Source organism: Williamsia phyllosphaerae (assembly GCF_014635305.1).
GTDB classification, from domain to species: Bacteria; Actinomycetota; Actinomycetes; order Mycobacteriales; family Mycobacteriaceae; genus Williamsia_A; species Williamsia_A phyllosphaerae.
In genome coordinates this window covers 56,765-68,994 of record NZ_BMCS01000001.1, presented here as the reverse complement: position 1 = coordinate 68,994, position 12,230 = coordinate 56,765, and the positions used below count along the sequence as shown (strand labels likewise).

General features: G+C 67.3%; 12 protein-coding genes. 5 read left to right on the top strand and 7 right to left on the bottom strand.

Annotated features, from left to right (window positions below):
* Positions 1-3 precede the first annotated feature (3 nt).
* On the top strand, positions 4-885 hold the full coding sequence (locus IEV93_RS00335; RefSeq protein WP_188485847.1) for an alpha/beta fold hydrolase: 882 nt from the start codon (positions 4-6) through the stop codon (positions 883-885).
* Between the two features lie 12 nt (positions 886-897).
* On the opposite strand, the gene IEV93_RS00330 is transcribed toward IEV93_RS00335, so the two are convergent.
* Complete coding sequence (locus IEV93_RS00330; RefSeq protein ID WP_308690694.1) at positions 898-1,752, bottom strand: NAD(P)H-binding protein; 855 nt, start codon at positions 1,750-1,752, stop codon at positions 898-900.
* Positions 1,753-1,883: 131 nt separating this feature from the next.
* Between IEV93_RS00330 and IEV93_RS00325 the strand changes: the two genes are divergently transcribed.
* Positions 1,884-2,285, top strand: coding sequence for a winged helix-turn-helix transcriptional regulator (locus IEV93_RS00325; protein WP_188485846.1), 402 nt, complete (start codon positions 1,884-1,886; stop codon positions 2,283-2,285).
* A 1-nt stretch (position 2,286) separates the two neighbouring features.
* Here the strand turns inward: IEV93_RS00325 and IEV93_RS00320 are convergent, their stop codons facing one another.
* Positions 2,287-3,141: an alpha/beta fold hydrolase gene (locus IEV93_RS00320; protein ID WP_188485844.1), complete on the bottom strand. Its 855-nt coding sequence runs from the start codon at positions 3,139-3,141 to the stop codon at positions 2,287-2,289.
* 397 nt (positions 3,142-3,538) lie between these two features.
* Between IEV93_RS00320 and IEV93_RS00315 the strand changes: the two genes are divergently transcribed.
* Complete coding sequence (locus IEV93_RS00315) at positions 3,539-6,067, top strand: ATP-dependent Clp protease ATP-binding subunit (protein WP_188485842.1); 2,529 nt, start codon at positions 3,539-3,541, stop codon at positions 6,065-6,067.
* Positions 6,068-6,184: 117 nt separating this feature from the next.
* Here the strand turns inward: IEV93_RS00315 and IEV93_RS00310 are convergent, their stop codons facing one another.
* Positions 6,185-7,963, bottom strand: a complete 1,779-nt coding sequence (locus IEV93_RS00310) for an acyl-CoA dehydrogenase (RefSeq protein ID WP_188485839.1) — start codon at positions 7,961-7,963, stop codon at positions 6,185-6,187.
* Between the two features lie 154 nt (positions 7,964-8,117).
* On the opposite strand from IEV93_RS00310, the gene IEV93_RS00305 reads away from it, so the two are divergent.
* Positions 8,118-8,705, top strand: coding sequence for a TetR/AcrR family transcriptional regulator (locus IEV93_RS00305; RefSeq protein ID WP_188485837.1), 588 nt, complete (start codon positions 8,118-8,120; stop codon positions 8,703-8,705).
* A 12-nt stretch (positions 8,706-8,717) separates the two neighbouring features.
* Here IEV93_RS00305 and IEV93_RS00300 read toward each other — a convergent pair whose 3' ends face one another.
* From IEV93_RS00300 to IEV93_RS00290, 3 genes are all read right to left on the bottom strand, one after another.
* The gene (locus IEV93_RS00300) at positions 8,718-9,095 is read right to left on the bottom strand and encodes a hypothetical protein (protein WP_188485835.1); all 378 of its coding nucleotides are present in this window, start codon (positions 9,093-9,095) and stop codon (positions 8,718-8,720) included.
* Between the two features lie 48 nt (positions 9,096-9,143).
* Positions 9,144-9,656: a hypothetical protein gene (locus IEV93_RS00295; RefSeq protein ID WP_188485833.1), complete on the bottom strand. Its 513-nt coding sequence runs from the start codon at positions 9,654-9,656 to the stop codon at positions 9,144-9,146.
* 164 nt (positions 9,657-9,820) lie between these two features.
* The gene (locus IEV93_RS00290; protein ID WP_188485831.1) at positions 9,821-10,411 is read right to left on the bottom strand and encodes a TIGR03086 family metal-binding protein; all 591 of its coding nucleotides are present in this window, start codon (positions 10,409-10,411) and stop codon (positions 9,821-9,823) included.
* Positions 10,412-10,507: 96 nt separating this feature from the next.
* On the opposite strand from IEV93_RS00290, the gene IEV93_RS00285 reads away from it, so the two are divergent.
* The gene (locus IEV93_RS00285) at positions 10,508-11,440 is read left to right on the top strand and encodes a helix-turn-helix transcriptional regulator (RefSeq protein ID WP_188485829.1); all 933 of its coding nucleotides are present in this window, start codon (positions 10,508-10,510) and stop codon (positions 11,438-11,440) included.
* Between the two features lie 65 nt (positions 11,441-11,505).
* Here the strand turns inward: IEV93_RS00285 and kstR are convergent, their stop codons facing one another.
* On the bottom strand, positions 11,506-12,147 hold the full coding sequence (kstR, locus tag IEV93_RS00280; RefSeq protein WP_188485827.1) for a cholesterol catabolism transcriptional regulator KstR: 642 nt from the start codon (positions 12,145-12,147) through the stop codon (positions 11,506-11,508).
* Positions 12,148-12,230: the final 83 nt, after the last annotated feature.

Here is a 12,230-nt window from a genome sequence, read left to right as displayed (position 1 = left end):
ACCGTGGAGACGGCAACGGTACGAGCAGGGGTCCTCGATATCGCGATCGAGCGGCACGGCGATCCCGGCGGGCGTTCGGTGGTGCTGGCACACGGGTTCCCGTACGACCCGAGGTGTTTCGACGACGTCGTGGCACTGCTGGTCGCATCGGGTGCCGATGTGGTCGTGCCCTACCTACGCGGCTACGGCCCGACCCAGTTCATCTCGCCGACCACGGTGCGGTCGGGACAACAGGCCGCGTTGGCGCACGATCTCCGGGAGCTCATCATCGCGATGGACCTGGATCAGCCGGTGGTGGCCGGATTCGACTGGGGTGGTCGGGCCGCCTGCCTGGTGTCGCTGCTGTGGCCGGAGCTGGTGTCCGGGTTGGCGACCGTCGGCGGGTACAACGTCCAGGACATCGCCGCGTCCGCAACACCGGCACCGCCGCATCTCGACCGCCGCGCCTGGTACCAGTACTACCTGCACTCCGAGCGTGGTCGTGCCGGCCTGGCCGAGTACCGCGCCGAGTTCGCGCAACTGCTGTGGACGGAGTGGTCCCCGACGTGGCGGTTCGGCGACTCCGAGTTCGCCGCGACCGCACCGTCGTTCGACAACCCGGACTTCGTCGACGTGGTCGTGCACTCCTACCGGCACCGGTACGGACTCGTCGACGGTGACCCCGCCTACGCGGCGACCGAGGACGAGATCGCGCACCGGCGACCGATCGGCGTCCCGACGGTCGTCCTCGAACCCACCGAGGACCCGATCGCCTCGCTGTCGGGGACCGGCGACCACGAGCAGCACTTCACCGACCTCGTCGATGTCCGTCCGATCGATTGCGGCCACAACCCACCCCAGGAACTGCCCAGCCTGTTCGCCGACGCGGTTCGTCGCCTGTTCTGATCGACGCCGCGGCTACGCCAATGCCGCCCGGATGACGTCGACGAACGGGGTGGACGGCCGTCCGAGCAGATCGGCGAGGTCGGTCGACGTCGAGTCCAACTCGCCGCGCGCGATCCCGGCGTCGGAGTCGGCGAGTACGGCCGGCATCGGCTCGGGTACCCCGGCCTGCGCCAGTGCGGCGGCGTAGTCGTCGGTGGAGAGGTCCTGGTACCGGACAGGTGTGCCCGCGACGTCGGCGATGACGGCCGCGATGTCGGCGTAGGTCAGATGCTCGGTCCCCGCGAGCTCGAACACCCCCGGGCGGCCGGCGATGAGGGCCGACACGGCAGCGCCGGCGAAGTCGGGTCGGGTCGCCGGAGCGACGCGTCCCTCGCCGGCGGCACCGTAGAGGACGCCGCCGTCGATGGTCGGCTGCAGTGACGCGACATAGTTCTCCGAGTACCACCCGTTGCGCAGCAGGATGTGGTCCAGGCCGCTGTCGGCCAGGGCCTTCTCGGTCGCGACGTGCTCGGTGGCCAGCGAGAGTCCACTCGACTCGGCCTTGAGAACGCTCGTGTACGCGACGAGACCGACCTGCGCGGCGACGGCCGCATCGACGACCGAGGAATGCTGCGCAAGGCGCGAGCCCACCTCGGAGCCCGAGATGAACAGCAGGCGGTCGACGCCCGCGAAGGCTGCGGTGAGCGCGGCGGTGTCCGCGTAGTCCGCGACGCGGACGACGACGCCACGCTCGGCAAGGCCGCTCGCCTTGGCCTCGTCGCGCACCACGGCGACGATGTCGCCGGCCGGGATGCCCCGGTCGATGAGGTCGTCGACGGCCAGACGGCCCAACTGGCCGGTGGCCCCGGTGACTCCGTAGATGGTCATTGCGTCCCTCTTTCGTGTCGGTGGCGCGCGGACCGTCCTGTCCGCGCCGCTCACTACATTGTTAGCACTTACTTTTAATACAGTGCAAACACAAATGCCAGCACAGGCATGATCTGAGGTACCATCGGTGCATGTCGACGGACGAATCAGCTGCGCAGGACGCCTTCCTCGAGGCCGACGTCTTCGCGCGCAACTGTGGTTCGCGAGACGTGCTGCAGAACCTGACGAGCCGGTGGGGTCTGCTCGCGCTGCTGGCCCTGACCGAGGGCGACTACCGGTTCAACGCGCTGCGGCGTCGGGTCGACGGCGTCAGCGAACGGATGCTGTCGCAGACGTTGCAGACCCTCGAACGCGACGGCTTCGTCACCCGCACGGTGCTGCAGAGCATCCCGCCGCGCGTCGAGTACTCACTGACCGATCTGGGACGTGCGGTCGGGGCATCTGTCGAGGGGCTCATCGAACAGGTCGAGGCCGCGGTACCCGAGGTCATGTCGGCTCGTGAACGCTATGACGACCGGCCGCCTCGGGACTGACCTATCCGCTGCGCGGGGGTCGGTGCGAGATCGATTCGATCGCGCTGCTGACGGCGTCCGGTTCGTCGATCGCGACGAATGTGCGCGCGCCCGGCACCGCGACGTACGTCGAATCCGGAAAACGGTCGGCCAGTCGCTTTCCGAGGCGCGGGGTGAAGCAGCGATCGTCCTGACCCCAGACGAGCGTGACCGGCTTGTCGAACCGCGGCAGCCGGTTGCTCACCTCGAGCAGGTCCGCGGGTCGGATGGAGCGCAGCAGTCCGGCGAGGTCGCGGGCGATGCGCGGATCGGTACGCGACGGTTCCGTCCAGGACCGCGTGAGCTCGGCGTCGGCTCGCTTCACCAGCAGCCCGAAGCCGAGCGGACTGTGTCGTAGGACCGTCGGGCGCATCGCGTTCATCAGTGCGCGCAGCGTCCTCGGGCCGCGCATCAGCGCGAAGACCTGCTTGAACGGCGCCGGCGGGAACCGGTCGAAGGCGTCGCAGTTCAACAGCACCAGACGGCCGACGTGGTCGGCGTACTCGTCGATGACGAACTGACAGAGCGCACCGCCGGTGTCGCAGCCGACGAGCGTCACGTCGGTGAGTTCGAGCTCGACGATCAGGTCGCGGATCATCCGGGCCGATGTCTTGGGGGTCGGGCTCGCGCGTGCGTCGAGCGGGATGGTGTGCGAGCCGAGGGGAAGGGTTGGGATGACGCAGCGGTAGCCCCGCTCGGCGAGTTGATCGGCCACCACCGTCCACAGGCGGTGGTCCACGAGGATGCCGTGGACGAACAGCACCGTCGGATGCAGTGAATCCTCCGGTCCGACGACGCGGTAGGCGATGGTCCCCTCGGGGAGCGTGATCTCGGGCATGGGGGTCGACCTCCTCTCGATCTCATCAGCTCTACCACCTGTTCAACGACGGGATGGCGCTGTTCGTCGAGGTCGACTCTGGGTGTGCCGAGTGCCCGATCGGCCCGTTGACCGCACGATGAGCACAATTCGGCTCGCGTTCGCTGACGGCGTAGGGCATCGGTGAAGATCCCCGGGTGCTGCGACGTTGTGATCGATACGGCCGCGATCTGCGGTCGACAACCGCCGACGAGGTGGAGTTACCCGCGAGGAGTCGACCTGCGGCCACTACAGTGGTGACAAGGCTGCCGCCGACGTCTTTCGCCACCCCACGTGACGAATCATCTCGGTGGCCGTGGGCCCACCAGGGACCGACCTGAGTGTCCAGGTCGATCTCGTTGTCAGTAAAGGGAGAACAATGTTCGAACGGTTCACCGATCGCGCACGCCGGGTTGTCGTCCTCGCCCAAGAAGAGGCGCGGATGCTCAATCACAACTACATCGGCACCGAGCACATCCTGCTCGGCCTCATCCACGAGGGCGAGGGAGTCGCGGCGAAGTCGCTCGAGTCGCTCGGCATCTCGCTCGAGGGTGTCCGCAGCCAGGTCGAGGAGATCATCGGACAGGGCCAGCAGGCTCCGTCGGGTCACATCCCCTTCACGCCGCGTGCCAAGAAGGTCCTCGAGCTCTCGCTGCGTGAGGCGCTGCAGCTCGGCCACAACTACATCGGCACCGAGCACATCCTGCTCGGCCTGATCCGCGAGGGCGAGGGCGTCGCAGCCCAGGTCCTGGTGAAGCTGGGCGCCGACCTCAACCGTGTGCGCCAGCAGGTCATCCAGCTGCTCTCGGGCTACCAGGGCAAGGAGCCGCAGGAAGCCGGTACCGGCGGACGCAGCTCCGAAGCGGGCACCCCGTCGACCTCGCTCGTGCTCGACCAGTTCGGTCGGAACCTGACGGCCGCGGCCGCCGACGCCAAGCTCGACCCGGTCATCGGGCGCGAGAAGGAGATCGAGCGGGTCATGCAGGTGCTCTCACGACGCACCAAGAACAACCCGGTCCTCATCGGTGAGCCCGGCGTCGGCAAGACCGCCGTCGTCGAGGGCCTCGCCCAGGCCATCGTGTCCGGCAACGTCCCCGAGACGCTGAAGGACAAGCAGCTCTACACCCTCGACCTCGGTTCGCTTGTCGCCGGTAGCCGCTACCGCGGTGACTTCGAGGAGCGCCTGAAGAAGGTCCTCAAGGAGATCAACACCCGCGGCGACATCATCCTGTTCATCGACGAGCTGCACACGCTCGTCGGCGCGGGTGCCGCCGAGGGCGCGATCGACGCGGCCTCGATCCTCAAGCCGAAGCTGGCCCGTGGTGAGCTGCAGACCATCGGTGCCACCACGCTCGACGAGTACCGCAAGTACATCGAGAAGGACGCCGCCCTCGAGCGTCGTTTCCAGCCGGTCCAGGTCGGCGAGCCCTCGGTGGAGCACACCATCGAGATCCTCAAGGGTCTGCGCGACCGCTACGAGTCGCACCACCGCGTCTCGATCACCGACGGCGCGCTGGTGGCCGCGGCCACCCTGGCCGACAGGTACATCAACGACCGTTTCCTGCCGGACAAGGCGATCGACCTCATCGACGAGGCGGGCGCGCGAATGCGCATCCGCCGGATGACCGCGCCGCCGGACCTCCGCGAGTTCGACGACAAGATCGCCGGCGCGCGCAAGGAGAAGGAATCGGCGATCGACGCCCAGGACTTCGAGAAGGCCGCGAACCTGCGCGACAAGGAGAAGCAGCTCGTCGTCGAGCGTGCCGAGCGCGAGAAGCAGTGGCGCAGCGGTGACATGGACGTCGTGGCCGAGGTCGACGACGAGCAGATCGCCGAGGTGCTGGGCAACTGGACCGGTATCCCCGTCTTCAAGCTCACCGAGGAGGAGACCACCCGTCTGCTCCGCATGGAGGACGAGCTGCACAAGCGGATCATCGGCCAGGTCGAGGCGGTCAAGGCCGTCTCCAAGGCGATCCGTCGTACGCGTGCCGGTCTGAAGGACCCCAAGCGCCCGTCGGGCTCGTTCATCTTCGCCGGCCCGTCCGGTGTCGGTAAGACCGAGCTCTCCAAGGCGCTGGCGAACTTCCTGTTCGGCGAGGACGACGCGCTCATCCAGATCGACATGGGCGAGTTCCATGACCGCTTCACCGCATCGCGGCTGTTCGGTGCCCCTCCCGGGTACGTCGGCTACGAAGAGGGTGGTCAGCTGACCGAGAAGGTCCGCCGCAAGCCGTTCTCGGTGGTGCTGTTCGACGAGATCGAGAAGGCGCACTCGGAGATCTACAACACGCTGCTGCAGGTGTTGGAGGACGGTCGTCTGACCGACGGTCAGGGTCGTACGGTCGACTTCAAGAACACCGTGCTGATCTTCACCTCGAACCTCGGTACGGCCGACATCTCCAAGGCGGTCGGGCTGGGCTTCACCTCGGGTGAGGGCGCCGGCTCGAACTACGAGCGGATGAAGCAGAAGGTCAACGACGAGCTGAAGAAACATTTCCGCCCGGAGTTCCTCAACCGCATCGACGACATCGTGGTGTTCCATCAGCTCACCAAGGACGAGATCATCTCGATGGTCGACCTGATGCTCAACCGCGTCGAGGGTGCGCTGAAGAACAAGGACATGGCCCTCGAGGTCACCGACAAGGCCAAGAGCTTGCTGGCCAAGCGCGGGTTCGACCCGGTGCTGGGTGCGCGGCCGCTGCGTCGCACCATCCAGCGCGAGATCGAGGATGCGCTGTCGGAGAAGATCCTGTTCAACGACATCACCGCCGGCCAGATCATCCTGGTCGACGTGGAGAACTGGGACGGCGAGGGCGACGGCGACGAGGCGAAGTTCACCTTCGTCGGATCGAAGAAGCCCGTCGAGCTCCCCGACACCCCGGTGGAGCTGGCCAAGAGCGCAGAGTGATCGGCTGCTCGGTCTGATCTGATCGACAGAGAAGGGACGCAACCGTTTCGGTTGCGTCCCTTCTGCTGTCAGCGTGGGCAGTCGACGGGTGTTTCTGCACAGTCAGCACGCGCAGAATCAGAACCAGGCCGGCTCGAGATCCAGGGTGGTGCGGTCGAGAGAGGCCAGTAGGTCGAACTGCGGGCCGGTCTTCGGCAGCTCGTACCGGAAGAAGTACTGTGCTGCAGCGCGTTTGCCGTCGTAGAAGTCGCCGGTGTTGTCGCCGACCGCGAGCAGTTGCTCCAGCCAGATCCAGGCGAGGACGACGTGACCGGTGGCCTCGAGATAGACCGTCGAGTTCGCCAGCGTGGTGGCCGGATCGCCGACCGACCACAGTGCGACGGTGACCTCGGTCAGTCGATCCACCGCGCGGCGCAGATCGGCGGCGTACACCGCGGCGTCGGCCCCGGCCGACTCGGCGCGATCGATGGTCGCCGTGATGGTCTCGGCGAGCAGCTTGAGTCCGGCGCCGTCCTGCATGACGACCTTGCGGCCCAACAGGTCGAGGCCGTGGATACCGTGTGCGCCTTCGTGGATCGGGTTCAGGCGGTTGTCGCGGTAGTACTGCTCGACGTCGAACTCCTTGGTGTAGCCGTATCCGCCGAGCACCTGGATGGCCAGGCTGTTGGCCTCGAGGCACCACTGTGACGGCCAGCTCTTGGCGATGGGGGTGAGCACCTCGAGCAGCAGATGGGTCCGGTCGCGGTCGGCGCCGGTGGTGGTCTGCTCGTCGTCGACGAGCTGCGCGCAGTACAGGGTGAGTGCGAGAGCGCCTTCCACGTATGACTTCTGCGCCAGCAGCATGCGGCGGACGTCGGCGTGGTCGATGATCGGGACCGCGGGCGAACTGGGGTCCTTGTTGTCCAACGGGCGTCCCTGCGTGCGGACCTTGGCGTACTCGAGCGAGGCGAGGTAACCGGCGTAGCCGATCGCGGTGGCGAGGAACCCGACACCGATCCGAGCCTCGTTCATCATGTGGAACATGTACATGAGGCCGTGGTGCTCCTCGCCGACCAGATAGCCGACCGCGCCCTTCTCGTCTGCGGGACTGTGTGTTCCGTCCCCGAAGTTGAGCAGGGTGTTGGTGGTGCCGCGGTTGCCCATCTTGTGGTTCAAGCCCACCAGGGCGACGTCGTTGCGGGTTCCGTCGGCGAGGTACTTCGGGACGATGAGCAGCGAGATGCCCTTGACCCCGGGAGGTCCGCCGGGTGTCTTGGCGAGCACCAGGTGGACGATGTTCTCGCTCAGTTCGTGTTCGCCGGCGGAGATCCACATCTTGGTGCCGCTGACCCGGTAGCTGCCGTCGTCGGCTGGGACGGCCTTGGTGGTGATGTCCGCCAGCGACGACCCGGCCTGCGGTTCGGACAAGCACATCGTCCCGTAGAAGCGCCCCTCGACCATGGGCCGGACCCAGGTGTCGATCTGCTCGGGGGTGCCGTACTCGATCAACAGGTTCGCGTTGCCGATCGTGAGGAACGGGTATGTCGACGACGACGGATTCGCCGCCTGGAACCAGGCCAGCGCGGCCTTGCCGATGACGTTGGGCAGTTGCAGCCCGCCGACGGACTCGTCGAACGACCCGGCCATGAGACCCGACTTGGTGAACTCGTCGAGAGCGGCCTGCACCTCGTCGATGAGGACGACCTTTCCGTCGTCACCGATGTAGGGCTCGTTCTGGTCGCCCTTCTTGTTGTGCGTCGCGAACATCTTGGTCGCGATGTCGGCACTGAGGTCGAGGACGTCGTCGAACGTCTCGCGGGAGTGCTCGGTGAAGCGTTCGCGGGTGGTCAGGGCGGCGACGTCCAGCCACTCGAACAGCAGGAAGTCGATGTCGCGGCGGGACAGCGGGGCGGCCATGGTTCTCCTCGATCGGGACTGCAGTGTGTCTCGCGCCGCGGGGGCGACGAGCTCTGCGAATGAGCACTCGCTAACAAATGAGCGTCTGCTTATGATGCTCCCCAGACCGTGACGTCGTCAACGGGCGCGTACCGAATCGCAGCAGGGGAGTGTGATGACCACCGGGACCACCGTGGGTGACTCCGCTGCCGCGGACCGCATCCGACGAGCGGCGATCGAGGCCTTCGCCGAGTCCGGGTACGCGGGCAGTTCGACGCGGCAGATCACCAGACGTCTGAACATGAGCGCCACCGCGATGTACCCGCACTTCCGATCCAAGGAAGACCTGCTCTACGCCATCGCCCTCGACGGACACCGGGCCGTTCTGGCGGCGCTCCGCGACGCCGACGACCCCGCGTCACCCGTCCTGGATCGGCTGACCTCGGTGGTCTCGGCGTTCGCGACCTGGCAGGCGGAGTTCCATCAACTCGCCCGGGTCGTCCAGTACGAGTTGGCCGCGCTGACCCCGGTGCACTACCGGACGATCACCGCGATGCGTCGGGACACGGTCGCGGTGGTCGCGGCGATCGTGCAGGCGGGCAAGGACTCCGGCGAGTTCTCGGTCGACGACGTCGACGATGTGGTCTTGGCCATCTCGTCGCTGTGCGTGGACGTGTGCCGGTGGTTCCCGTCGAAGATCCACGACGACCCGCGACGTCTCGGCGTGGCGTACGGCCGGATCGCGCAGCGCCTCGTCCGCTGACGCCCGACGTCCTCAGGCGACGATGCTGTCGAGCAGACCGAACGAGATCACGAGCAGGACGAGCTGGACGGCCATGCCTAGCAGCGGAACCCAGAACGCGATGTGCTTGCGGACCATCAGCACGATCGCGGCGATCGAGGTGGACAGCAGGACCAGACCACCGACGAGGTCGGTCAGGATGTACGCCCAGGTGAGGTTGTCGTAGTTGCACGTCTGGTAGCTGCACGAGTCGGTCCCCATCACCCAGAAGAGGCTGAAGAAGGCGACGAGCACGAAGCCGCCGACGTAGGTCGTGATGAGCATGGACGTCACCACCACGTCGGCGGTGTGCGATCGACGTACCGGCACGAACGGTGCCTGCGGCGCGGGGAACGGCTGGTAGTAGGTCATGTCGATGAACCTACGAATCATTCGCCGCGCTCGACAGCGTGAAACTACTCAACTGCTCGGTACCGCGGCGATCGGCGCGGGACACTTGCCGTCTTTCTCGCCGATGGAGTTGATCTCGGCGTTGCTGCGGGGGTCGCCCGCGTAGTTCAACTGATCCGTGCACGACTTCTCGGCTGCTGTGATCGGCGCGGGGCACGCCCCGTTCTTCTCGCCGATGGAGTTGATCTCGGCGTTGCTCCGTGGATCGCCCGCGTAATTCGTCCGGTTGGTGCACCGGTTGTCGGGGGTGGACCGGGCGGCGGCCGGCGGTCTGGTCGTCCCCCGTGGTGTGGCCTCGATGCCCGCACCGTCGGTGTCCTCGGGCGGCGCGATGCCGGGTCCGTCTGACGAGGTGGAGGTGGTCGCAGCCGACGACGATGTCGAGGATGACGCGACCGCCGAAGAAGATGACGATGACGAACTCGATGAACCGCTGTTACCGGGATCGTCTGTGCCGCATCCCGACAAGAGAAGGCCTGCCGCGGCCGCACAGATCAGGCCGGCGCCTCGAAGGCGAAGCATCACGGAGCGAAAGTCGTTGTCAGCATGAGGGAACTCTAGAGTTCCGCTCTGCGGTCGGCGCCTGCTCTGGCGTTTCGATTCGATAACGAACGACGCGGAGAGCTCGAGTGCGTCCGGACGGATCGGCCGCGCGAGTCTCTCTCGGCGAAAAGGAGTTCGACGGATCATGTCGCGACGCGTACCCACTCGGCGGAGGTGCGACCCGACCAGTTGGCGAGAACCTCGGTGGGGCCTGCGTCCGACCTGCTCGTCACGACCTCGCCGAACGGGACGTCACCGATCGCGCGGATGTCGGCGCCGATGAACATCTGCGCGATCGGCAGAGTGGCCTCGGCCAGCCCGGCCGGCGCCTCGGCGTCCTGACCGGTGGCCACCGCGAGATCCCATCCGTGCACGAGGGTCTCGTTGACGTAACCCCACAGCGCACCGCTGCCGGGAACGGTGCCCCACGGAACGGTGACCGGGGTGTCGAGCTTCGCGTCGTCGGACCACAGCTCCCGTGCCCGGCGGGTGGTCGCGGCGTACTCCGCCGGCTCGTGGAGCCGGTCGGTCACCGAGACCGCGAAGATGTCGGTGCCCGCGCCCAGCGCAGCGGCGCGGCCCGCGGTGCCGAGCAGGTGACCGCTCAGGGCGAGGACGTCGAACTCGGTACACGGCGTGGGGTTGTCGAGCTGGTCGGGCGCCACGGCCTCGAGCAGGGACGTGACCCACTCGGTCGCGGCGGCGTAGACGGGGCGGGGATCGGCTGCGTTCATGATGGTCTCGTTTCCTGGGCTGATGGTGGCTTCCGGAATCAGTCAATCGTCGATACATGACACCAACTGTCATGTATTTCTGACACGATTGCCGCCATGCGGGCCGACCGACTCCTTGCGCTGGTGATGCTGCTCCGTCATCACGGGCGGATGACCGCGGCCGCGCTCGCCGCCGAGCTCGAGGTGTCGCAGCGAACGGTCCTGCGTGACATCGACGCGCTGTCGGTGTCGGGGGTGCCGGTCTACGCCGATCGCGGTCGCAACGGCGGATTCGCGCTTCTGCCCGGTTACCGCACCGACCTGACCGGGCTCACGCTCGACGAGGCCAGGGCGCTGTTGTCGTCGGGCGCGGGCCGGTTGACCTCGCCGGCGTTCGTCAGCGCGATGCGGAAGGTGGCCGCGGCGATCCCGGACTCGCATCGCGACGAGGTGAAGCTCGCCGCGCGGCGCATCCTGGTGCGCCCCGAGGGGTTCGTCGCCGAGGCGCCGGCGTCGCAGCCGCTCGCCCAACTCCAGGAGTCGGTGTTCCTCGGTCACCGGATCCGGCTGCAGTACAAGCGGTTCGGAGCCGAGTCCGTCGAGCGGACACTGGATCCCGTCGGCCTCATCATGGGCGGCGACACCTGGTATCTCGTCGCCCGTCGCGATGGAACCGAGCGCATGTACCGCGTCTCACGCATGTCCGACGTCACCGTGCTCGACGAGCCCGCGGACCGACCCGACGACGTCGACCTCGAACACATCTGGCAGGAACGGCGCAGTGAGTTCCGCGGACGGTTCGTCCCGAGCGAGGTTGCGGTCCGGGTGCGCGCGGATCGCTACGACGACCTCACGCGCATGCGGTTCGACGTCCTCGACGTCGGGCCCGTGACCGACGGGTGGCGGTCGGTGCGGATGACCTGCGCCGACCTGCGGTACGCGCTCGGCGCGCTGTGGTCGATGGCCGACGCCGTCGTGGTCAACTCTCCCGGCGAGGTCGCCGACGAGATCCGCCGCCGCACCCGGGCGATGACCGGTGCGTCCCGATGATGTGTGGTTTCGGTGACCCTCACCTGGGGAAACGGTCACCGAAACGGCACACTTCCGGCGCCGGGTCAGTTGCGGGAGTCGCGCCCGGCCAGCAGTAGTTCGATGGTCAACTCGAGACGGTTGGTGACGTCGGTCGCCGAGGCGCGACGGGTCAACCACTGCACCAGGTTCGACATCCACACGTCGGATATGACGCGCGCGATCTTGAGGTCCTCGTCGCTGGGCTCGCCGGTGACCATCGCGCCCGCGAGGAGGCGGTCGATGACGGCGGCGACGGCGTCGACCTCGGTGGCCGCGGAGGCGTCGGCGAACATGAACGCCCGCGTCATCGCCTCGGTCAGCAGCGGATCGCGCTGCATCGCGAGGGTGATCAGGTCGAGCACGCTGCGGAGTCGTTCGAGTGCGGTGTCGCCCTGCAGGCGTGAGCGATCGGCCCGCGACTCGACGCGTTCGAGTTCGCGAGCCAGGGCCGTCACCAGCAGGTGCACCTTCGACGGGAAGTAGCGGTAGAGGGTGCCGACGGCGACGTCGGCCTTGTCGGCGACAGCGCGCATCTGCACGGCGTCGTATCCGCCCTTCGAGGCCAGGGCCAACGTCGAGTCCAGGATCCGACGACGGCGTTCCCGTTGCGCGTTGGACCCCAGATCCGGGTCGGTGGTCACGCCCACGGTGGGCACCGGGCCGCCGGGTGTCGCGGGGGTGGCCATGGTCACTTCCTTACTTCCGCGCTCCGCTCGGGTGACCCCGCCGCGGTGCTGCCGCAAAACCGATTTGTCCACGATATGCCGCG

What these genes read in the sequence shown, in the direction of transcription:
- IEV93_RS00330 (WP_308690694.1), bottom strand. Translation starts at nt 1,752, where the DNA reads ATGACCATCTACGGAGTCACCGGGGCCACCGGCCAGTTGGGCCGTCTG.
- IEV93_RS00325 (WP_188485846.1), top strand. Translation starts at nt 1,884, where the DNA reads ATGTCGACGGACGAATCAGCTGCGCAGGACGCCTTCCTCGAGGCCGAC.
- IEV93_RS00320 (WP_188485844.1), bottom strand. Translation starts at nt 3,141, where the DNA reads ATGCCCGAGATCACGCTCCCCGAGGGGACCATCGCCTACCGCGTCGTC.
- IEV93_RS00315 (WP_188485842.1), top strand. Translation starts at nt 3,539, where the DNA reads ATGTTCGAACGGTTCACCGATCGCGCACGCCGGGTTGTCGTCCTCGCC.
- IEV93_RS00310 (WP_188485839.1), bottom strand. Translation starts at nt 7,963, where the DNA reads ATGGCCGCCCCGCTGTCCCGCCGCGACATCGACTTCCTGCTGTTCGAG.
- IEV93_RS00305 (WP_188485837.1), top strand. Translation starts at nt 8,118, where the DNA reads ATGACCACCGGGACCACCGTGGGTGACTCCGCTGCCGCGGACCGCATC.
- IEV93_RS00300 (WP_188485835.1), bottom strand. Translation starts at nt 9,095, where the DNA reads ATGACCTACTACCAGCCGTTCCCCGCGCCGCAGGCACCGTTCGTGCCG.
- IEV93_RS00295 (WP_188485833.1), bottom strand. Translation starts at nt 9,656, where the DNA reads ATGCTTCGCCTTCGAGGCGCCGGCCTGATCTGTGCGGCCGCGGCAGGC.
- IEV93_RS00290 (WP_188485831.1), bottom strand. Translation starts at nt 10,411, where the DNA reads ATGAACGCAGCCGATCCCCGCCCCGTCTACGCCGCCGCGACCGAGTGG.
- IEV93_RS00285 (WP_188485829.1), top strand. Translation starts at nt 10,508, where the DNA reads ATGCGGGCCGACCGACTCCTTGCGCTGGTGATGCTGCTCCGTCATCAC.
- kstR (WP_188485827.1), bottom strand. Translation starts at nt 12,147, where the DNA reads ATGGCCACCCCCGCGACACCCGGCGGCCCGGTGCCCACCGTGGGCGTG.